At 44.2% G+C, this 20,400-nt stretch carries 21 protein-coding genes; 8 read left to right on the forward strand and 13 right to left on the reverse strand.

What is annotated here, in order from left to right; all coding sequences use genetic code 11:
* Nucleotides 1-17 precede the first annotated feature (17 nt).
* Both ACMXYU_RS09975 and ACMXYU_RS09980 read right to left on the reverse strand, forming a co-directional pair.
* Nucleotides 18-2,156 carry a TRAP transporter permease gene (locus ACMXYU_RS09975; RefSeq protein WP_415898531.1) on the reverse strand — a complete coding sequence of 713 codons (2,139 nt, stop codon included), beginning with the start codon at nt 2,154-2,156 and terminating at the stop codon, nt 18-20.
* Between the two features lie 206 nt (nt 2,157-2,362).
* Nucleotides 2,363-3,391, reverse strand: coding sequence for a TAXI family TRAP transporter solute-binding subunit (locus tag ACMXYU_RS09980; protein WP_415898532.1), 1,029 nt, complete (start codon nt 3,389-3,391; stop codon nt 2,363-2,365).
* Nucleotides 3,392-3,900: 509 nt separating this feature from the next.
* Here ACMXYU_RS09980 and ACMXYU_RS09985 point away from each other — a divergent pair.
* Nucleotides 3,901-4,548: a hypothetical protein gene (locus tag ACMXYU_RS09985; protein WP_415898533.1), complete on the forward strand. Its 648-nt coding sequence runs from the start codon at nt 3,901-3,903 to the stop codon at nt 4,546-4,548.
* Nucleotides 4,549-4,602: 54 nt separating this feature from the next.
* On the opposite strand, the gene ACMXYU_RS09990 is transcribed toward ACMXYU_RS09985, so the two are convergent.
* The 5 genes from ACMXYU_RS09990 to ACMXYU_RS10010 form a co-directional block, all read right to left on the reverse strand.
* Nucleotides 4,603-4,998 (reverse strand): hypothetical protein, encoded by a 396-nt coding sequence (locus ACMXYU_RS09990; RefSeq protein ID WP_415898534.1) that lies wholly within the window; start codon nt 4,996-4,998, stop codon nt 4,603-4,605.
* Nucleotides 4,999-5,158: 160 nt separating this feature from the next.
* A complete protein-coding gene (locus tag ACMXYU_RS09995) occupies nt 5,159-5,707 on the reverse strand; it encodes a hypothetical protein (protein WP_415898535.1) in 549 nt (182 codons plus the stop codon).
* Nucleotides 5,708-5,811: 104 nt separating this feature from the next.
* Nucleotides 5,812-6,147: a DUF4144 family protein gene (locus ACMXYU_RS10000; RefSeq protein WP_415898536.1), complete on the reverse strand. Its 336-nt coding sequence runs from the start codon at nt 6,145-6,147 to the stop codon at nt 5,812-5,814.
* A gap of 1 nt (nt 6,148) precedes the next feature.
* Entirely contained in the window at nt 6,149-6,664 is a 516-nt protein-coding gene (locus ACMXYU_RS10005) for a shikimate kinase (RefSeq protein WP_415898537.1), read from the reverse strand.
* A 225-nt stretch (nt 6,665-6,889) separates the two neighbouring features.
* Nucleotides 6,890-7,135, reverse strand: a complete 246-nt coding sequence (locus ACMXYU_RS10010) for a DUF6868 family protein (protein WP_415898538.1) — start codon at nt 7,133-7,135, stop codon at nt 6,890-6,892.
* Nucleotides 7,136-7,290: 155 nt separating this feature from the next.
* On the opposite strand from ACMXYU_RS10010, the gene ACMXYU_RS10015 reads away from it, so the two are divergent.
* On the forward strand, nt 7,291-7,620 hold the full coding sequence (locus ACMXYU_RS10015) for a hypothetical protein (protein ID WP_415898539.1): 330 nt from the start codon (nt 7,291-7,293) through the stop codon (nt 7,618-7,620).
* Nucleotides 7,621-7,851: 231 nt separating this feature from the next.
* Here ACMXYU_RS10015 and ACMXYU_RS10020 read toward each other — a convergent pair whose 3' ends face one another.
* From ACMXYU_RS10020 to trmH, 3 genes are read right to left on the reverse strand one after another with little or no spacing between them, the layout of a single operon-like run.
* Nucleotides 7,852-9,240 (reverse strand): sigma-54-dependent transcriptional regulator, encoded by a 1,389-nt coding sequence (locus ACMXYU_RS10020; RefSeq protein WP_415898540.1) that lies wholly within the window; start codon nt 9,238-9,240, stop codon nt 7,852-7,854.
* 11 nt (nt 9,241-9,251) lie between these two features.
* Nucleotides 9,252-11,309, reverse strand: a complete 2,058-nt coding sequence (locus ACMXYU_RS10025; protein ID WP_415898541.1) for a sensor histidine kinase — start codon at nt 11,307-11,309, stop codon at nt 9,252-9,254.
* Between the two features lie 54 nt (nt 11,310-11,363).
* Nucleotides 11,364-12,080: a tRNA (guanosine(18)-2'-O)-methyltransferase TrmH gene (gene trmH / locus ACMXYU_RS10030; RefSeq protein WP_415898542.1), complete on the reverse strand. Its 717-nt coding sequence runs from the start codon at nt 12,078-12,080 to the stop codon at nt 11,364-11,366.
* Nucleotides 12,081-12,180: 100 nt separating this feature from the next.
* Here trmH and ACMXYU_RS10035 point away from each other — a divergent pair, with 100 nt between their 5' ends.
* The 6 genes from ACMXYU_RS10035 (at nt 12,181) to ACMXYU_RS10060 (ending at nt 18,565) form a co-directional block, all read left to right on the forward strand.
* Nucleotides 12,181-13,047, forward strand: a complete 867-nt coding sequence (locus tag ACMXYU_RS10035; protein ID WP_415898543.1) for a prephenate dehydratase — start codon at nt 12,181-12,183, stop codon at nt 13,045-13,047.
* Nucleotides 13,048-13,424: 377 nt separating this feature from the next.
* Nucleotides 13,425-13,751 (forward strand): metalloregulator ArsR/SmtB family transcription factor, encoded by a 327-nt coding sequence (locus tag ACMXYU_RS10040; RefSeq protein ID WP_415898544.1) that lies wholly within the window; start codon nt 13,425-13,427, stop codon nt 13,749-13,751.
* A gap of 7 nt (nt 13,752-13,758) precedes the next feature.
* Nucleotides 13,759-14,769, forward strand: coding sequence for an ArsJ-associated glyceraldehyde-3-phosphate dehydrogenase (locus ACMXYU_RS10045; RefSeq protein ID WP_415901116.1), 1,011 nt, complete (start codon nt 13,759-13,761; stop codon nt 14,767-14,769).
* Nucleotides 14,766-15,989, forward strand: a complete 1,224-nt coding sequence (gene arsJ, locus ACMXYU_RS10050; RefSeq protein WP_415898545.1) for an organoarsenical effux MFS transporter ArsJ — start codon at nt 14,766-14,768, stop codon at nt 15,987-15,989. The genes ACMXYU_RS10045 and arsJ overlap by 4 nt, the downstream gene beginning before the upstream one ends.
* A 118-nt stretch (nt 15,990-16,107) precedes the next feature.
* A complete protein-coding gene (locus tag ACMXYU_RS10055) occupies nt 16,108-17,094 on the forward strand; it encodes a GGDEF domain-containing protein (RefSeq protein WP_415894043.1) in 987 nt (328 codons plus the stop codon).
* A gap of 175 nt (nt 17,095-17,269) precedes the next feature.
* Nucleotides 17,270-18,565, forward strand: a complete 1,296-nt coding sequence (locus ACMXYU_RS10060) for a Na+/H+ antiporter NhaC family protein (RefSeq protein WP_415898546.1) — start codon at nt 17,270-17,272, stop codon at nt 18,563-18,565.
* Between the two features lie 74 nt (nt 18,566-18,639).
* On the opposite strand, the gene tcdA is transcribed toward ACMXYU_RS10060, so the two are convergent.
* The 3 genes from tcdA to ACMXYU_RS10075 are packed head-to-tail and all read right to left on the reverse strand — an operon-like array spanning nt 18,640 to nt 20,383.
* Entirely contained in the window at nt 18,640-19,437 is a 798-nt protein-coding gene (tcdA, locus tag ACMXYU_RS10065) for a tRNA cyclic N6-threonylcarbamoyladenosine(37) synthase TcdA (protein ID WP_415894041.1), read from the reverse strand.
* 31 nt (nt 19,438-19,468) lie between these two features.
* The gene (locus ACMXYU_RS10070; protein ID WP_415884205.1) at nt 19,469-19,687 is read right to left on the reverse strand and encodes a hypothetical protein; all 219 of its coding nucleotides are present in this window, start codon (nt 19,685-19,687) and stop codon (nt 19,469-19,471) included.
* Nucleotides 19,688-19,696: 9 nt separating this feature from the next.
* Nucleotides 19,697-20,383: a TIGR01621 family pseudouridine synthase gene (locus ACMXYU_RS10075; RefSeq protein WP_415898547.1), complete on the reverse strand. Its 687-nt coding sequence runs from the start codon at nt 20,381-20,383 to the stop codon at nt 19,697-19,699.
* Between the last annotated feature and the right edge of the window lie 17 nt (nt 20,384-20,400).

A 20,400-nucleotide genomic window follows, 5' to 3' on the forward strand; every position in this document is an offset into this window, starting at 1 on the left:
AGTACTCGAAGGTAGTGCTATGCAGCACTACCTTCTGAATCAGCAAAACGACGGCTATACATAAAGATCACAGCGAACAACGCCGCAGCAACCAGATTGATCAGCACTTCACCGTGCGGCCAAAGCAGAGCAACTGCTAGAGCGCCACAGATTATACGCAGAACAATATTCAACTTCCCTTCTAAATAGCCTTCCATAAAGCCAACAAAGGCATACAAGCCGAAGACAGCGAAGATAAAGATGCTAAACACCTCCATCGCTGTACCACCAATAAAGTTGGTATAAGCAAATAGAAGCGGCACGATATACAAACCTTTCGCTACCTTCCAAGCAGTAAAGCCTGTTGCCATTGGCGGTGTTTTTGCGATAGCAGCTGCAGCAAACGCCGTTAAGCAAACCGGTGGCGTAACGTTAGAGTCTTGTGACAACCAGAAGATAATCATGTGCGCTGACAGTAGAATCATCGCCAACACTTCCGGTGCCATCGCCTGCTCTAGCAGCTGACCTTTGAAATCTGCAGGTACTAGATCTAACAATGCCTTAGCATCTACTTCGCTCATAGGGGCCGACAATAATGCGACCTTCTCCATATCCACCAACATAAAGATGGTTTTAGCCGCCTCAGGCAATGTGCCCTCAACGATCATATCCAACAGTCGGCTTTCAGCCATCAAACCATAAAGCGCTGGCGCAGAAAGCGTTGCCAATACGATATAAGCCGCCGTAACCGGTAAGCCCATACCTAAGATAAGCGATGCTAAAGCAACCAATACCAAGGTGATAAACAAGCTACCGCTCGCCCAGTCAGTCACCATCAGTGAGAAGGTATTACCGATACCGGTCATCGCAACCACATTCACAACCAAGCCTACTGAGATCAGAAGCATTGCAGTGGTCGCCATGTTTTTTGAACCTTGCGCTAAAGCATCCAAAATTGCTTTAGGCCCCATTGGGTTCTTGGATAACCAAGATGAAACAATCACCGAGATAATCGACAAGCCGGCAGCATAGGTTGGCGTGAAGCCATAGATAAGCAGTGCGACTAGAACAACCAAAGGAAGCAGGAAGTGCCAGCCCTCTTTAAATACTTCACCAATCGGGCGTGTATCTAACTCAACCGCATGAGCGTGGCTACGTTTTGCTTCAACACGAACGAAGAAGCCTACAGATAGGAAATACAACAACGCAGGAAGTGCAGCAATGGCAATGATATCCAGATAAGAGATCTGAGTGTAAGACGCCATGATAAACGCACCCGCACCCATAACCGGAGGCATTAACTGCCCACCCGTGGATGCTGCAGCCTCAACCCCGGCCGAGAACCTTGCAGGGAAACCCGCCTTTCTCATAAGAGGGATAGTGATTACACCCGTAGATACCGTATTTGCTACAGAAGAACCTGATACAGACCCCATTAGGCCAGAACCCAATACCGCTACGAAGCCAGGGCCACCAACAAATCGGCCTGCTGCACAGCGGGATAGATCAATAATAAAATCACCTGCACCGGACTTAACGAGGAAAGCTCCGAACAGGATAAACATAAATACATAGGTCCAGGAGATACGTGCGATCTGACCGAACATACCTTCTGAAGAGAAATAAGATCGATATAGAAGAGTCTCAAGGCTTAATCCGGCAAAGCCGAAAATACCATCGATATACTTACCCCACCAAAACACATAAGTCAGCGCAGCCAGGATCAAACAAGGGATAAACCACCCTGTTGTTCTTCGCGCCATTTCTAAGGCAATAAAGATTGCGCATACAGAGAATACCCAATCCCACTGGGCAAACTTCACACCTCGGTCATAAAGCGCATCTTCAAAACCGATAAGGTAAAGCGCACAGACAATAGCGGCGATGCCTAACAAAACATCTAACACTAAACCAAGCTTCTGCTTAGCCTCGCTACCACCTTTGAACATCGGTACCATCAAACCACACATCAGCGCAAAACCGCCGAAGTGGATGGCAGAGACATAAAGCTCTGACCAAGTACCCAGAGTATTGAAGTAGATATGAGCTATGGCGAACATTACGCCAATCCAATAAACCGCTCGCCCTGTTAGCGACTGTTCTGGACGCTGTGCTAACTCAAGCCCTTTTAATTTTTCACTGACTTCCTGGTCGGTAACAGACGTTTCTGTAGCCATGCTTTCTGATCGCTCACGCTGATATTACGGCCAGCCGATTCCCTTCCGAGCTCGGATGACCATGATCGTAATATAGGAATTAGGGTGGTGCAGATCTCAGTCTCGCTGGTAACTGAGTCTGCACCGGGTCGAACCTAAAAGCTGGGAACTAAACTAAATGACCACACCGTCAACGTTTAGTTCCTCTGAAGAGTCTTCTCTTCAGCTTATTTCGCCATTAGGTGCTCAGGTATGTTGATACCTTTTTCTTTGTAGTAACGCGCTGCACCTGGGTGAAGTGGTACAGGAAGACCAGCTATCGCCTTTTCTAGTGCCATCGCTTTAGTCGCTTTATGAATACCGTTTAGGAACGGTAGGTTTTCATAAACAGTTTTAGTTAGTAGGTATACATCTTCTTCGGAGATATCATCACGTACCGCTAGGAAGTTAGGCTGCGCCATTGTGTTGATAGCTTTAGTTTGACCAGGGTAAGTGTTCGCTGGAATCTCATAACGAGTCCAAAGCTGGTAGCCACCGTTCGCTTCTTTGATCTGCTCATCAGTAAAGTTAAGAACAGTAATATCGCTACCTAGTGCAGCATACGCACGTGTAATCGCAGATGTTGGAACACCAGATGGGATGTTCATACCCTCGATTGTACCGTTCTGAAGCGCATCAGCAGATGCACCGTAACCCATGTGCGCTAGGTTAAAGCCATCAACGTTAACATCTAGATTGCCAAGAATTGTTCGACCAGAACCTTCTGTACCGGAGTTCTTCTTACCAATTGAGAATTTTTTGCCTTCGAAAGCAGTAATATCAGAAATAGTACCTGTTTTAGCTAGGTCACTTTTAACCACAAACTGCTCAACGTTCTGCCATAGCATAGTTACAGAACGAAGGTTTTTGTTAGCGCCAGTCTCTTTTAAACGCCCTTCACCATTCCAAGCCCACGCGCCGTAAAGGCCTTGTAGGATCGCAAACTGAGCTTCGTTTTCGCCCAACAGTTTAACGTTCTCACCCGAACCTGCTGAGTTGATCGCAGACATAGAAATTTTGTGTTTTGGCTCTAGCTTAACTTTAGTTAGTGTCGCCAACGCTACACCTACTGGGTAGTAAGTACCGCCAGTAGACGCTGTAGCCAAAATGTAAGAGCGCTTGTCATCAGCCTGTGCTAGACCTGCAGCGCCCATAGCTGTACTCATTGCTAGGGCTACGCCCATACCTTTAATAAAAGTGCGTTTTGTTATTGTCATCCTCTTACCCTTCTCCAGTTTGAGGTTTTTTATAAAGTTTTGAGTTACACCCCTTCTGTATAGCAATGGCTATGCCAGAAAACAAAAATAACAATTAACCATTTAAAAACAGCCAGTTATAAACGCACCACAAAAACCCCTTATCCCAATAGGCAAAATATTGCTTATCCAAAATCAACTAATAAGCAAAATTACGCTCAAAAATTCGATTTAATCAGCAGTTCTCGATGAGAATTCAGAGATCAGTGGGCGAACCTGTTGATATCAAGAATGATTAAACGTCAGAAAGTATTTTTCGACCTCCAAGCAAGACTAAAGGCTAATAAGCATCTACCAGAAAAATTCAGCATCCGTAAAAGTAGGCAAAAAATTGCTTATTTAACGGGAGAATCGAATCTTAAGGCATATTCAATGCAGAAAAAGATCACTTTACCCATAGAGATAACGGAACTTATCAGGGAAATTGGTCTCTGTAATAAATTACCTAACTAGACGCTAAGGCAATACTGATGACCCTGACTACAGGCAGCATCGGCCAACATCAAACATCGGTTGGCACGACTCAGAATACCGCTGAAACAGCTTCGACAAGTAAATCGCCTACCGAACAAGAAAGTAGCACGGCCTCAACACAGCTAAGTAACCTTTCGGATCGGGCGCAGAAAATTCAAAAACTGAATGAAGAGTTTTTCAGCGGCGGCCCAAGAAGTGTCAAAATCACACCTGCGTTTATCCAACGCTTGAATGAATATGGTTTTCTAAACGACAGTGAAGCATCACGTTACCTAAGTAACCAGCAAAGCTTAGGTACTGCGCAGGACGACACTGTCGGTCAGTTAAGTGATTTTATTGATGAATTCAGCAGTAAACTGCGCCAAGAATCTAGCGAGAACAGCTTGGTAGCCACGCTGGAGAAAGCGAAGAAAGTCTTAGACAACCTTGGTAATACCAACAGTAATTCTGCACTGGATATTAAAACGACCTCCGCAGAACTTACCCAATACCTTAATTCTGATAACGCTAAAACACTCAACGAAGAAGACAAAGACCATCTATCGCAGCTTCAAATGGTCTTGGGCATCGCTGATACGCTTCAACCAGACAACCTATCTCGATCAAAACTAAACGATTACGTCAGAATTCTTAATGGTTTCTAGCTAATTTTAGAATCAAACATGCAGATAGAAATAAGAGCAGCAATTGGGTTGCTCTTAATTCCAATATTCAGATTCGCTGCCTCGAACAAATATCCGCTTTGATCCACTCTCATCCCAGTAAAAAGTATAACCCTTCTCAAAATGCCACTCGCCAATTAGTTTCACTTCGGCACCTTCTTGAGTCCATTTCAAATCGGCTAACTGCAGCATCGGTAAAGGGATCTCACCTAAGTCATTATTATGCGGATCTACGATCTTTATAAACCCAGGTTTATCTGAAGACGATCCGGGCATCATCGGGGTAAAAGATCGATAAGTGTTGTAACTTACGATCGCAGTATATCGACCAGATGGATCTTGCTGGGTGTAATAGATAGTTCTTGATGTGAAGAAGAAAAAGCTGACCACCACAGCTGTTACGAGTAGCAATAAGGCAATTTTTGATTTCATAGTGGGTAAATCCGTTTTATCTTATCCATTGCCTTAATACAGCAAACCTTGATTAACAATCGCCTTAGCACCTTTACAAAAAACGGGCGACTGCTCAACACAGATCGCCCGTTCTTTTGATCTAGATAGATATTTACCAGCTAGTAAAATAGATGCTTATCTATTTTGCTGCAAATTGAGCTCTGCTAGGGATAGCAGCGAAATCGATCAGCTCTTTTTCCATATTAAAGCCATTGGCCTCAAACCAATCGATTAACTCTTTCTCACGGTTTTCGTTATAAAATCTGTGAGAGTACATCAGTACCACACTGTGACCATCCACAAGACTAGCACGAGCCATAATCCCTTCTGCTACCTCTTCACCAGACATTACACCCACTACAACGAACTTAGTTGAAGCGCCATCTTTAGCCGCTATCTTAATCGCTTTGACCAAACGGCCGTTCTGCGAATAGCCATCGCGTAAATCGTTAGCGAGCTCTTCAAGATCATCTTCGCTGCGTGTGCTAGAAGAGAAAATCACAGAAACCTTTTCGTTCCAGCTTTCTTTGTCTTTATCAGCACCTGTGAAGTACGAGTGTGTGAACTCTTCGCTGCTGTTATAAGCGTAAGATTTACCGTTTAGCTGAATTGGCTCAACTGCAAAAACTGAGGTACTCAGCATCATCGCTGCACAAAGAGAGACTGCACCTGTGATTCTTTTGATCATGTTCTTTCCTAACCGTTTTTATAATTTTTGGTTTATTACTTACTTTTCGTCTCAAATAAGCAACAAACAGAATAATTCTACCCTGACCTGATTATTACTAGATGTCAGCTCTCTTCAAACTGGCCGACAGTAGTAATTCCTTCGGCAATTGAGCCAATAGAAAACTTAGATACGCAGCACTCACCGATTGAAGAGAAATGCGCTCTAATCAAATCCACCATTTCTTCCAGTTCAAAATGCTCTTCGACTGGCCTTGGCATGACAAGACGATCCTCTCTCTCCTCTAGAGAAAATAAGCCGCCATCCGAATCGATTAAACGGTCATCAGCATCATAAACAACGGCATGTAGGTCCTTATCATTTTCCCATTCAGATCCACTGGAGATATAAGTCAGTTCATTATCTCCCTGATACTTAATAATAGCTGGCCACTTAATCATGTTACCTCGCATGTTTCTCTATAAATGCCTTTAGTTCTGAGAGGCTACGGATCACAAAAAAAGTCTTATGCTGAGCCATACCTTCAACCTCCGCCATAAATTCATCGTTCCAAAACGAAGGCGACAGGCGCAACATTTTATAACTCTGTATACTGCCTTTCAGTACCGAACTTCCTTCTGGCCAACCTTCAGGCTTAATAAACATTCCTTTAAGCAACCGCTTAGTAACAAACCAATAACTCGTCGGATAAGGAAGGTCGATATAAACTAATGTATCGGCCGCATCTAAACGCTTCTTAAAAGCCCCCAAAGGGCCTAAGCCATCGATGATCCAACTCTCAGAAATCAATATATCTTCATGGGCTTTATCAAAGATTTCACGTGCGACAGGCTCGCCACTTTTCTGATAGAACAGTGAATCAAGTTGATGAAGTGGCAAACCGGTTACCTTTGCCAAGGTTTTGCTCAAGGTAGATTTTCCACTACCCGGCTTACCAAACACTGCGACTTTCCTCATAGGTGCTTCCTATTCGAATATCCCCAGAGGTAGAAACAATAAACCCACCGTCTAGGGTGGGTTTAATAAATTCAGCGCATTAAGCATCCCACCATTCCTAAGGAATGATGATAATTCGTGCTACATATTGATCTTGTTTGATGCTCATACAGCTATCGTCATAGGTGGCGCAGCGATTGTCAATTTATTAATTACTAAAACCAACTCTCCAGTTAGCGTCTTGCTTTAATAACCCATCACCTTTAACGACAGGTAAGGAATAATAAACAGGCATAACGACAGCAATTTAAAATTGGCTAAGTATTTAAAGTACAAAGCAGGTAAGTGCTCCTCACCAACGCCCAGCAACTTTGAATGCAGAGGGATAACCAACGAGCGCATGAGCATCAAAGCCAGCGTAGTAAAAAGGAGAACAGCAATACTTAAAATTGAACCCCAGCCAAAGAACGCCGTAATCTGATCAAAACTCATATCGAATCCTCCCTATCTTCAATAAGTAGTTTAGGCGGTTAGGTAAGAAAAGAGCTTTGATCGTTCAATTGTTTTTCTAATTCATCATTCAATAACTATACTGACTTCAAGCGAGTATGTAGTCCGCGCATAAAGCTATCATAGGATGAGTGCGCATGAATAATCGTATAGGGCAGTGGTTCTACCTTCCATTTCTGTTGATTTCATTGGTTGGATGCTCAGGAAAAGCATATGAGATAACCAAAACTAGAAGTTATGAAAATATGTACTGTTACAACGGAGGTCGCGCAAATGAATATAGCTGCGACCCTAAACTTACCTCACCCCAACCTGACATGCATCCAGAAGAAATAGACGAAGTTTGGATGTATATAACGCTTTGGGAAATAAAAGCCTGGCTGCGAGATCTAAAAGCAGAAAAATCTAAATCTTCTCACCCCGTTAATACCGTAATAGTATCTAACCAATTAGGAATTATTGAATAATCCAATAGAAAAGATTGAAATTATTGCTCACAATCTCATTGTTTTATAGCTTCGTTCATTTAACCCAACAAATGGATGGCTTGAACAAAGGAGTAAAGCACTCATTTTTTACATGTAATTTCAGGTCTGCAGGTTCTCTTGTAACACTGAGAAAAAACGGCAAATCTATTCCACTTTTCCCAAATTTTAATCCAACTTCCGAAAAATAAGTACAGCTTCGAGTTTTTCAAATTAAGTGTAATCAGCCCTATTTATCCCGTACTTCGCCATCTTCTGGTTTAGCGTACGTCTTGGCAGGTCTAAGGCATCCATCACCGCTTTGATATTGCCTTGATGCTGTTGCAAAGAGCGTTTGATTACTTCGGCTTCAAAACCTGCAACTTGTACAGCTAAAGGTTGGGTTATATCCCCTTCAAGGTGTGAAGCCTGAAGAGTGCTGTTATCTGGGAAGAGGATATCACTGACCGACACGCGCTTATCCAAAGCATATCGCATTGCGATATTTTTTAGCTCACGAACATTACCCGGCCATTGGTAACTTTGCAGAGTGCGGAAATCTTGTTCGGGCAGTGATCGTTGTTCTTTGTCGTGTGACTCCGATGTCATGCGTACATAGTGCTCAAACAGTAATGGCGTATCTTCTAGACGATCTCGTAATGGCGGGATATGCAGCTGCGATACGTTTAGGCGATAGAAAAGGTCTTCACGGAAATCATCCTCTTCTCGCAAGTCGGTTTTAGCCGCAGCAATAACACGTAGATCGACTTTAATCGGTGAATTACCACCTAAACGTTCAATAACACCTTCCTGAAGTGCACGCAGCAGTTTGATCTGCAGGTGTAGCGGCATGCTCTCAATCTCATCAAGAAACAGAGTGCCACCACTGGCATACTCGAACTTACCGATTCGGCGTTTAGCGGCACCGGTAAAGGCACCTGCTTCGTGACCAAAGAGTTCACTCTCAATTAGAGATTCTGGAATAGCACCGCAGTTGATCGGTACAAAGTGCTGGTCTTTACGATGACTAAATTCGTGTAGTGATTGCGCCACTAGCTCTTTACCGGTGCCTGTTTCGCCGTAAATGATGACATTAGTATCTAGATCAGCCAGCGTGAGGATCTCTTGCTTTAAGCGCCTGATCGCTGGTGAAATACCAATTAAGCGCTGATCGATGCCGCTGGATGAAGCTAAATTCTGTTGTAGACGAAGGTTATCCAACATCAGGCGGCGCTTTTCGCAGGCACGTTGGATTGTCTCTACAAGTCGCTCAGGGTTAAAAGGCTTTTCGATAAAATCGTAAGCACCCTTTCTCATAGCACCAATGGCCATATCAACATCGCCATGACCAGTCACGAGAACCACAGGAAAGCCGGGTACGGTCTCCAATATTTTGTCCATCAACTCTAAGCCGGTCATCTCTGGCATTTTGACATCACTGACAACGATACCTGGAAAATCAATTTGAATATGGCTTAGGGCTTGCTGGCCGCTATCACAGCCAATCACATCAAAACCGGCCATTTGTAACCATTTTTCGGTAGATTTCCGCACCATGGCTTCATCATCTACCAATAAAACAGTACCTCTGGATGACTGATTTGGTGATTGCTTATCTGTCATTACGACCTTCTCTAATTAGTTTCACAAATAGGTAATTGCAAGGTAAACACAGCCCCGCCCTGCTCGGTATTCCCTGCACTGATATCACCATTTAAATCACGCATGATGGATTTAACAATCGCTAAACCTAAGCCTAGGCCATCGCCCATAGGTTTCGAGGTGATAAATGGATCAAATAGATTAGCCAATAGCGCAGGATCGATACCTTCCCCGTTATCTATAACCTGCAGTTGTAACTGCTGAGAGTTGCTATCTTCTATCAATTCAATCTGAAGCTCTTTATCTGCCCTACCCTGCATAGCATCAATAGCATTTTTAACAAGGTTAACCACAACCTGTTCTAAACGTGCATTATCACCTAGAACATAAAGTGTTTTCTCAGGTAGTTCTAACTTGAGCCGCACATCTTCATCAGCGATACGCTGCTTGAACATCTGTAGAGAGTTTTCGAGCACCATCTGCATGGAAACCGGCTGCTTTTGTTCTGGCTTTTTGTAAGCGTAGGTTTTGAGCTGAGCAGTAATTTGCGCCATGCGTTGTGTAAGCCCATCTACTTCTAGCAAGCTTTCTTCTAGCATTTCAGGTTGAGTCATCACCTGTCGGCAGATTGCCACGTAATTTCTAATCGCGGTCAGTGGCTGATTAAGCTCGTGCACAATTGCCGTAGACATGCGACCAAGCACCGCCATTTTACCGGCCTGAACTAACTCTTCTTGTGCTTCTCTTAAAGCCAATGTCCGCTCTTCAACTTTGTGTTCTAGAGACTCATTGGCTTTCTGTAACTGGATCTCCAAACCTTTACGTCTGGATATATCGATAACTGTCACAAGGAACTGCTTAGCCTCATACCCCTGCATTTTTCGGATAGAGATCAATAGAGGGAACTCGGTACCATCACTTCTAGAACCTACCGCCTCATAACCCACCAGCGGGGAAAACCCCTTTTCACCTAATCGATGCAACACCCTCGCAATTGGGGTAATCCCATCAGAAGCCAGCAATTCCAACAAAGGTTTAGCAAGGATCAATGGCATAGAAACAGCAAACTGCTGCAGCGCCATATCGTTAGCAAAAGTGATATGACCTCTTTCATCGATAAGCAGTAAGCCAACTTGTGCGTTATTAATAATCGCTTTTTGTTGCGCTTCACTTTTCGCTAGAGTTTCACGGGTGACGTTCTGCGAGCGTAGCTTTAACTGTCTCTCTCTAAACCACAAAGCGAACAGCCCAAGCGCGATACAACCACCAAAGGAAAACAGTGCGGCATTTCTTACATTCCGTTTTACCACTTCAGTATCAGTGAGGACCGAAACCTGCCAACTTAAATCATCTAGCGCTACGGAGCGTGACAGCCATTGATCTGAACCTCGCTTCCAAAGCCGTGTAACAACCCCACTTGTTAACAGGGTTACTTCAACATCAACCTGTTCTTTGATGCTTTTGAAACGATTAAAAGGTGCAGTGGTATAGAAAATAGTGCCTGTTTGATCCCTTAAAATCACTTCGCCGGTGGAGCGTAGCTTTTTAACCATCGCTTCTAGCTCAACCCGAACTACTGCAGCGCCCGAAAATTGTGTGCCGTTATAGACAGGTGAAGACAAAAAGTAGGCGGGGGATTGATTATGTTCATTCAAACTAAATTGGCCACCTCGGTGACCCGCCAACGCTTGTTTATAGTAATCTTGTCTTCGATGTGATCGTTGAATGAATTCCTGTTCATCCCGCCAATGGCTGTAGGCTGCCGTATTACCCTCTGAGTTCAAAACAAATAGAGAGGATGAACCCGCAACAAGGTTAATCTGTTCTAAATAAAGACTAACTTCTCTAGCTATGCTCGGAGAGGGATTGACCAAAAGCGCTTTAACATCGGTATCTTGAGAGATCAAAAACGGCAAATAACGATACTCATCTAATGCCGATCTTAACTGGGTGATAACTTTTAAAAGTTCATCAGAACCTTGCTGATGAAGATTTTGCAGGGTCCAATCACGCGCAAAGGTAACAACCTGCCATGTACAAACAAGCGTTAGTAATAGGAAGAGAAGCGTGACAAGCAGTCGTCTGACCATTAGTGATTAATTCGAAACCCAAAAACTCAGATTAGCAGGGGTTCAGGGATTGAATCAAACAGCAATGCCGCTCCAATCATATTTATCTGCCTGTCCTGCCTGTACTCGCTGATGCCAACCTGGTGCATCAATTACATCGCCAATGTTATCAAGCGGAGGATAAGCTAAACCTTTTTCTCTGCAGAACTTCGCCAGATCACGATTACCCCACTCAAAAAGGGTGCGAGAGATCTCTTCATCACTGAGGTGCTGCCGTTCATACAAACCTGCCAACATGCGTTGACGCTGAGCTTCTACCAGAATTATCCCTGCAGCTGTGGATACATTAAGCGAACTTACCATCCCCATCATTGGGATAATGATATGCTGATCGGCCATCTCTGCCGCAACATCGCTCACACCCTGCTTTTCAGCGCCCATCAGCAACGCACATGGCTGCGTGTAATCAAACTCACGGTAATCTATTGCTTGATCGGTAAAATGTGCAGCTACCACTTTCATGCCCTGAGATTTAACCGTTTCGATCGCCGATTCGACTGATTCGTGCTGCCTGTTTTTAACGTAGAAATCACTACCCTTAGCCGTACCACGGTAAGTACGGTAACCCTCTTTAGGCACAACAGAGTGAATGCTGTGAATACCAACGGCATCACAATTACGAATCAAAGCAGATAAATTTCGAGGTTTATTCACTTGATCAGCAATCAAACTTAGATCAGGCTGGCGGCGTTTAAGCACACTTAGCAGTTTTTCAGTACGTTCTGGCGTCATAAAACTATAATTGCAGGTAATTTAACTGCGCGAACAGTAACAGAGTTTTTATCTCTGTGTAATAATACGCGCCTCAATTTTCGTTAAACAGATAAAGACCATGACCAACCTGCCTGCCATTATTGCTTATCAAGGCGTACCGGGTGCTTATTCACACCTTTCATGCCGCAAAGCTCATCCAGAATTAGAAGCTAACGCCTGTGCAACTTTTTCGGATGCAATGTTTATGGTCGAGCGTGGTCAGGCTCGTTTAGCGATGATCCCGCTCGAAAATTCAACAGCGGGTCGCGTAGAAGAGATCTACCGTTTAATGCCGAAAACTGAGCTGCACATTGTCGGTGAACACTTTGAACCTGTGAACCACTGTTTGTTAGCGCCAAAAGGCACAAAACTAGAAGATATCACGACTGTGGCATCGCACCCGCAAGCACTAGCGCAATGCGATGGCCATATTAATGAACTTGGCATCAAACCGGTTGCTAGTCTTGATACAGCGGGTGCAGCTGCCGAGCTAAGCGAAAAACAAACACCTGGCCATGCAGCGATCGCCTCTAGTCTAGCGGCTGAGTTGTATGATCTAGAGATTATCCGTGAGAACTTCCAAGATAAAACCGGGAATACTACCCGCTTCTTAATTCTTGCGCGCGACAGTCATATCCCTGCGCTAACCAACGGTTCTCGCTTTATGACATCGATCATGTTCACGGTACGCAACATTCCAGCAGCACTCTATAAAGCGCTGGGCGGCTTCTCGACTAATAGCGTGAACATGTTGAAACTAGAGAGCTACATGGCATCTGATACGATGACGGCGACCAGCTTTCACCTTGATGTCGAAGGTCATCCAGACCAGAAAGCGATGAAATATGCGCTTCAAGAATTAGACTTCTTTGCCAAAGATGTTCGCATTATGGGCACTTACCCGCTACATCACTTCCGTTTGGAAGATGATCAGATCATTGAGTAAATAGCCCGAAAAGCGCTTAACCACACAAACCTAATTGATACTCAGCTAAACTAAACGGAAGTATCAATTAGGTGATTACATTCTGCACCAAAGTTTAATTTTGCACTGCACAAAAAATCAACATACTACATATGCACTTGCGGCTTAGCTATCAAGGACATGTGATAGCTTTCGAGCCCATCTGCATCCCATCTTCAACTCTGGCCTCGCCATGAGTTAACGCATTTTTTGCCCCTCTTTTAGAGGGGTTTTTTTATGCCTGCAGAAAGCTACCCCCCTATTCCATTCAAAAATCTTACCACCGACACTTAAACCGCTATTGCGAGCCCTATAAATTTTTGCCATCATATATGGAAAAACGTATATGTGGATTAAATATGCAAGCCACTACTCTATTTAAATGCTTATCAGACACGACACGATTTGAGCTGATAATGCTGATACATCACCACAAAACCCTCTGTGTATGTGATTTCACAACGCTACTTGAGCTAAGCCAACCGAAAATTTCGCGCCATCTGGCGCAGCTTAGAGAACATGGAATTGTGAGTGATAGCCGCAAAGGCCGCTGGGTTTATTACAGTCTGAATAACCAACTCCCAGAGTGGTGTCAGCGCGTAATCAACGAGACTTATGAAGCTAGCCAAACAGAGCTAGCAGAACTACTAAATAAAAGCTTAACCTCAGAAAGCTGCTGTGAGTGATAAAAAGATGACTATCAAAATTGGTATTAATGGTTTCGGTCGGATGGGCCGTTTGATAATGCGTGCGGCTTGGGAATGGCCAGAGTTTGAATTTGTACAGATCAACGATCCACAAGGTGATGCCGCTACATTAGCCCATCTGATGAATTTTGATTCTGTACATGGCACTTGGAAGTACGAAGCTACCGCAACTGACACTGGCATGATTATTAACGATCAGCAGATCAGTGCTACCCACAACAGCCGTATCGAAGATACCGATTGGTCTGGTTGCGATCTTGTCTTTGAAGCCAGCGGTGTCATGAAGAAAAAGGCACTTTTAGATAAATACACCGAACAAGGTGTAAAGCATGTTGTTGTGACAGCGCCGGTAAAAGAGGACGGTGTGCTTAACCTAGTCATGGGTATCAACCATCAGCTGTATACGCCTGGTGAATTCCCAATCGTTACGGCTGCATCCTGCACTACTAACTGTCTTGCGCCTGTTGTTAAGGTTGTACACGAGAAACTTGGCATCAAACACGGCTCAATGACCACGATTCACGACATTACGAACACGCAAACGATCTTGGATGCGCCGCATAAAGATCTTAGACGTGCACGAGCTTGTGGTATGAGCCTTATCCCAACAACAACGGGATCTGCAAAAGCGATTACTCAGATTTTCCCTGAGCTAACCGGCAAGCTAAACGGCCATGCCGTGCGTATTCCTTTAGCGAATGCTTCGCTAACCGATATGGTTTTCGAACTTGAACGTGAAACAACGGAAGCTGAAGTAAATGCTTTATTTGCTGAAGCAGCTGAAAACTCTCTTAAAGGTATTTTGGGTTACGAAGAGCGCCCATTAGTTTCAATCGACTACCGTACAGACCCGCGTTCAAGCATCATCGACGCCCTATCCACCATGGTTGTGAATGGCACTCAGTTGAAGCTATACGCTTGGTACGACAACGAATGGGGCTACGTAAACCGTACTGCCGAATTAGCTAAATATATCGCGATTGATTGTGAAAAATGAGTAATCTTGCCAACAGTGCCATCCGGCAATACATGGTCGTTACCGGTAATTACTGGGCCTTTACCTTAACGGATGGCGCGTTGCGCATGTTAGTTGTACTGCACTTCCACCAGCTTGGATACGGTGCACTCAGCATTGCACTGCTGTTTTTGTTTTATGAGTTCTTTGGCGTTGTCACCAACCTATTTGGTGGATGGCTAGGCGCTAGAATTGGTTTAAACAAAACCATGAATATAGGGCTGTCTTTACAGATCATTGCCCTACTCATGCTGACACTGCCAACGGATTACTTAAGCATGGCTTGGGTGATGGCCGCTCAAGCTCTCTCCGGTATAGCTAAAGATCTGAACAAGATGAGTGCTAAAAGTGCGATTAAATCACTCGTTGATGAAAGCGCACAAAGCACACTATTTAAGTGGGTAGCGATCCTTACCGGCTCTAAAAATGCACTCAAAGGTGTAGGCTTTTTCTTAGGCGGGGCTTTACTTCACTTTGTAGGCTTTCAGGGCGCTATGTGGATCATGCTGGTTGGCTTGATCATCATCTTAAGCTGCAGCCTTATTTTGCTTAAAAAAAGCCTCGGAGTATCCAAATCCAAACCGAAGTTCACAGAGGTTTTCTCTAAAAATAGAGCGATCAACATCCTCTCGGCAGCCCGTATGTTTCTGTTCGCCTCCAGAGATATTTGGTTTGTCGTCGCTTTGCCGGTTTATCTCAGTGAGACCATTGGTTGGGATTTTTGGATCGTCGGCAGCGTCATGGCAGGTTGGGTCATCATGTATGGCTTTATTCAGTCCATTGCACCAAGCATTACCGGTAAAAAATCTAAAACACCGCCTAGCGGCCGTAGTGCTGCACTTTGGGCAGGCATACTCTGCTTTATACCGGCGTTGTTCGCATTGAGTCTAGGCACTAATGAAGTATGGGTTCTACTGGTGGGCTTAGGCATTTTCGGAGCGGTCTTCGCTCTAAATAGCTCGCTTCATAGCTACTTAATCGTTAGCTATGCACGTAAAGACGGCACCTCTCTCGATGTAGGTTTTTACTACATGGCCAATGCGATGGGGCGTTTGATCGGGACAGTGCTTTCTGGTGCTATATTCCAGCTATGGGGACTCGAAGCCTGCTTGAACTTCTCATCCTTAATGCTCTTGATAGCGGCGATTATCTCGCTATGGCTACCTAAAGCAGCAACTACTCAGACTGCCGCTTCAGTTTGAGTAGTTGCACTAAATTGTTGTAATAAACACCGACTCTGACTTAAGCAGCTAAACTTAGGAGACAAACCCAAAATACATTTGCAGCTTTATTCGAATAAGCCATGCGAGGGCTACGCGAATGCAACCGACAGCTAAAGTCTCAGATTATTGCGACGTTTTTTTAGCATTGACGGAACAACGCGATCAAAGAGCGCTTAATCAATTATTGATCAAAACCTGTTTAGAGCTGTTTCCGCTGCATCATTTCTGGCTGTATAACTACGCAAACTTCGATCAAACGACCGAAAAGCTTATAGCCAGTAGCGAAAGCTCCAATGAGCTTGCACCATCACTCACGATCCCTGAACACATTCAGCATATTGAGCCGCACCAGCCTACACGTTATATCCGTGATGAATGTTATAGATATTACAGTTTTAAAATCCTGCACTCTCAAAATGGCCTCCTTATAACCAATATAGAAGACACCACTGACTTGATGCATGACGTGATCACTAAGTTAGTCTCTGTATACGCAAACCAGCGTTTTTTTATGTTCTCTGCTATGAACGATGCCCTGACTGGCCTATATAACCGTCAGGCCTTTGACCAGCAGATGGAAACTATTCTTTTAAAGCAGCAATCTCAGCGACGTAAAAACGATAAATCAGCAGAACCCCATTGTTTTGCCCTCTTGGATATCGACCACTTTAAACAGGTTAACGACAACTTTGGTCACCTATTTGGTGATGAGGTTTTATTAGTTCTTTCCCAGCAGATGCAAAGTGCCTTTCGGGATGAAGATTTGATGTTTCGCTACGGCGGAGAAGAATTTGCGTTGGTACTAAAAGATATCTCATTAGAGTCTGCATTGAAGGTACTTGAACGATTCCGTACACAAATTGCCCAAACCATTTTTCCACAGATAGGCCAAGTGACATTGAGTATTGGGATTACAGAGATCACAGAGGGTCTGTCGCTTCCTACCTTAATCGATCATGCCGATCAGGCGCTCTACTTTGCTAAAGAGCATGGACGAAATCAGGTTCACAGTTATGAAACGCTTCTAAGCAGTGGATACATCACCCCTCCTAGCGAGCATGAGGGCGATATAGAACTGTTTTAGTCGTGCCATTAATTCGATATAACTTAATGCTAAGTCCACTGTCGTTTTATTCATTTTATTTATACCTACTTAAGTAGTATATTCGCCGCCTTATTCGAACAGCTGGTCAGATCCCAGTCGTTTGTCTTCTCCAATATTGAAACCATTACCCATGGTCTCTAATAGGATAAAGTTAATGAATAACTCTTCCCCTCTTGCGTTACTGCCATTAGGGCTGTTTTTAGCTCTGTTTATCGGCAGCGGAATCTACTATCAAACTCAAGGAACAGAGTTCGCCTTCTATCAAATATCAGCACCCGTCGCGATTATTCCTGCGGTGGTCCTTTCACTGCTGCTAACTCAAGGCACACTCAACGAGCGTCTTGAAATCTTTATCAAAGGCATTGGCGATCAGACCATTATCACTATGGTTGTTGTATTCCTTTTGGCAGGTGCATTTGCTTCTGTGGTAAAGGCAATTGGCGGCGTCGATGCAACGGTAAATCTCGGCCTTAACTATATACCTGAGTGGCTATTGCTCCCTGGCATCTTTGTGATTGCAGCGTTTATTGCTACCTCTATGGGTACATCCATGGGCACCATTGCGGCGGTAGCCCCAGTTGCTGTCGGCATTACTGAAGCTAGTGACCTTCCTCTTCTGCTCACTGTAGGCGCTGTTGTTGGTGGTGCAATGTTTGGCGATAACCTATCAATTATTTCGGATACAACTATCGCAGCCACTCGAACTCAAGGCTGTGAGATGAAGGATAAGTTCCGCCTTAATCTTCTTATTGCGCTTCCTGCAGCTATGGTAACTATGGTCGTACTCGCGCTTCAAAGCAGTACTGCTGGTGTATCTGAACAAAGTTATGAGTTGATCAAAGTTGCGCCATATCTGACAGTACTGATCCTCGCTATTGCAGGCCTGAACGTCATGTTAGTACTACTGGTAGGTATTGTCTTAGCGGGAGCTGTTGGCTTTATAACCGCGTCTGATTACAGCATTGCTATGCTATCAAAGCAGATCTATGACGGTTATACCGGCATGCAGGAGATAATGATTCTATCTATGTTGATTGGCGGTCTTGGTGCACTGATTAAGCATCAAGGCGGATTAAACTTTATAGCTTCAGCAATTGAAAAACTAACCGGAAACAGTGGCGGTAAAAAGGCGGGTGAATTCAGTATTGCAGCTAGCGTGGCGGCAACCAACCTATGTACGGCCAACAATACGGTATCTATAGTTATTGCCGGTTCATTGGCGAAAGATATCGCGCAACGCTATGGTGTTAATGCTAAACGCTCTGCCAGTCTTATGGATATTGTCTCTTGTGTGGTACAAGGCATCATCCCTTGGGGCGCCCAGATACTGCTAGCCTCCTCTATCGCGAAAGTATCACCGCTAGAATTAGTCACCTCAATTCAATATTGCTGGTTCTTAGGCTTAGCTGCGATTATTTCTATCTTAATTTCACGCCCGGGTTATAAATAACCTAAGTACTACATAAGTACTCGCAATAAAAAGGGAGCTTGATGCTCCCTTTCTTTGTTTCTCTTGCCAAGCTATTAACCTTGCGACTGCCTTTCCCAGCGTAAGCGCATTTTCTCTAACACACGCGCTACCGCGGCAAAACCAAAGCTCGCGGTCACACAGGTCGACGCACCAAAACCACCGGCACAATCGAGTCGGGTATTACCATCGGTAATACTCTTTTGCGCACAGACCGAACCATCAGGTTGCGGATACACCAACTGCTCAGTGGAATAAACACAATCGACAGAGAATCGTCTACCACTTTTACTGAATCGATAGTGTCTACGTAGGAAAGAGCGCACTTTAGCCGCGAGCGGGTCATGATTGGTTTTGGCTAAATCACAGATATCAATCTTGGTAGGGTCAGTCTGGCCACCAGCACCACCGACTGTGATAATCGGAATCTTGCGATAGCTACAATGGGCAATTAAAGCCGCTTTCTCTTTAACGCTATCGATCGCATCAATTACATAGTCGAACTCATTGGTAATCAGTTCTGGAATGTTTTCCCGTGTAATAAAATCTTCGATCTCATTGACTTCACATTCAGGATTAATCAGCTTAATTCGCTCGGCCATAGCTTCGGTCTTCGATCGACCCACATTACCGTCTACCGCATGAATCTGACGGTTTGTGTTGGTAATGCAGATATCATCTAGATCAATCAGTGTGATCTTACCAATCGCCGTCCGGGCTAAGGCTTCAGCCACCCAAGAGCCAACGCCACCAATACCAATCACACAAATATGAGATTGGCGGAACATATCAACCACGTCCGTTCCATATAGACGGCGAGTTCCACCAAAACGATTTTCAAAACCAGATGACAACGTAACCTACCTCTATCGCTTTAAAACGAAATTAAAATTCGTCTTCAGTAATTTCGGTCAAAATCACATGACCGCATTTAGCACATTTACCTTCGATAAATATGATGTCGTTGAGTTCGTATTCCTCAGGCTCAACCATACCAAGATTCACTTCTTGGCAGTTGTCGCACCATGTTTGCTCTAGAAAGGCTTTTTTCTCATCTGCATCGCGTGATTCAAAATCACGTTCTATACGTTCACCTTCGCTCATTTTTGTGCCTTATCTTTTTTCAGGTAATTTCGGCCAAGAAAGACTCTCTGGCCGATCAAAATGTTCTTTAATGATATCCCAAGCCTCTTGATCAAATTGATCGCCCTGCTCTGGATAACTCTTATAAGTATACCGCTCACCACCATAACTAAATGCTAAAGAGTATGCGTGCAGATAGGTACGGTCTGAAAACTCACCACCGTAGGTATTATCCCCCAAAATTGGCGCGCCTTCACTTTTAAGCGCCACCCTAATTTGGTGGGTTTTACCTGTGGTTGGTTTGAGTAAAAACAGCCTAAAGCCTGGCTTAAGAGAGCAGCTAAAAAACTGGGTCACTGCTGGATTTTGACAGTTTTTTACAAGTTTCCAACCACCGCGTCTCGCTTTCTCCATATCCCCCATAATAAGTCCTTGCTTACGCTTTGGCTTATTAGCAGAGATAGCTAGGTAGTATTTCGAAACTTCACGGTTTTTAAACTGATCAGCGAGTGTTTTGGCAGCTTCGGGACTCTTAGCGAATACCATAAGGCCAGATGTAATTTTATCTAAACGGTGCACCAGAAAGATCTGCTCTAAATCTAGCTGTTGCTGCAACATCATGGTAAATCCTGCTTCCTCTTGATCTTTATGCACACTGATTCCTGCAGGTTTAACCACCACAACAAAATCACTGGTTTGATCAATTATTTGAAACACAGAATTTCCCGCCAAAA

The sequence above is a fragment of the Neptuniibacter sp. QD48_11 genome (assembly GCF_047778095.1).
Lineage (GTDB): Bacteria > Pseudomonadota > Gammaproteobacteria > Pseudomonadales > Balneatricaceae > Neptuniibacter.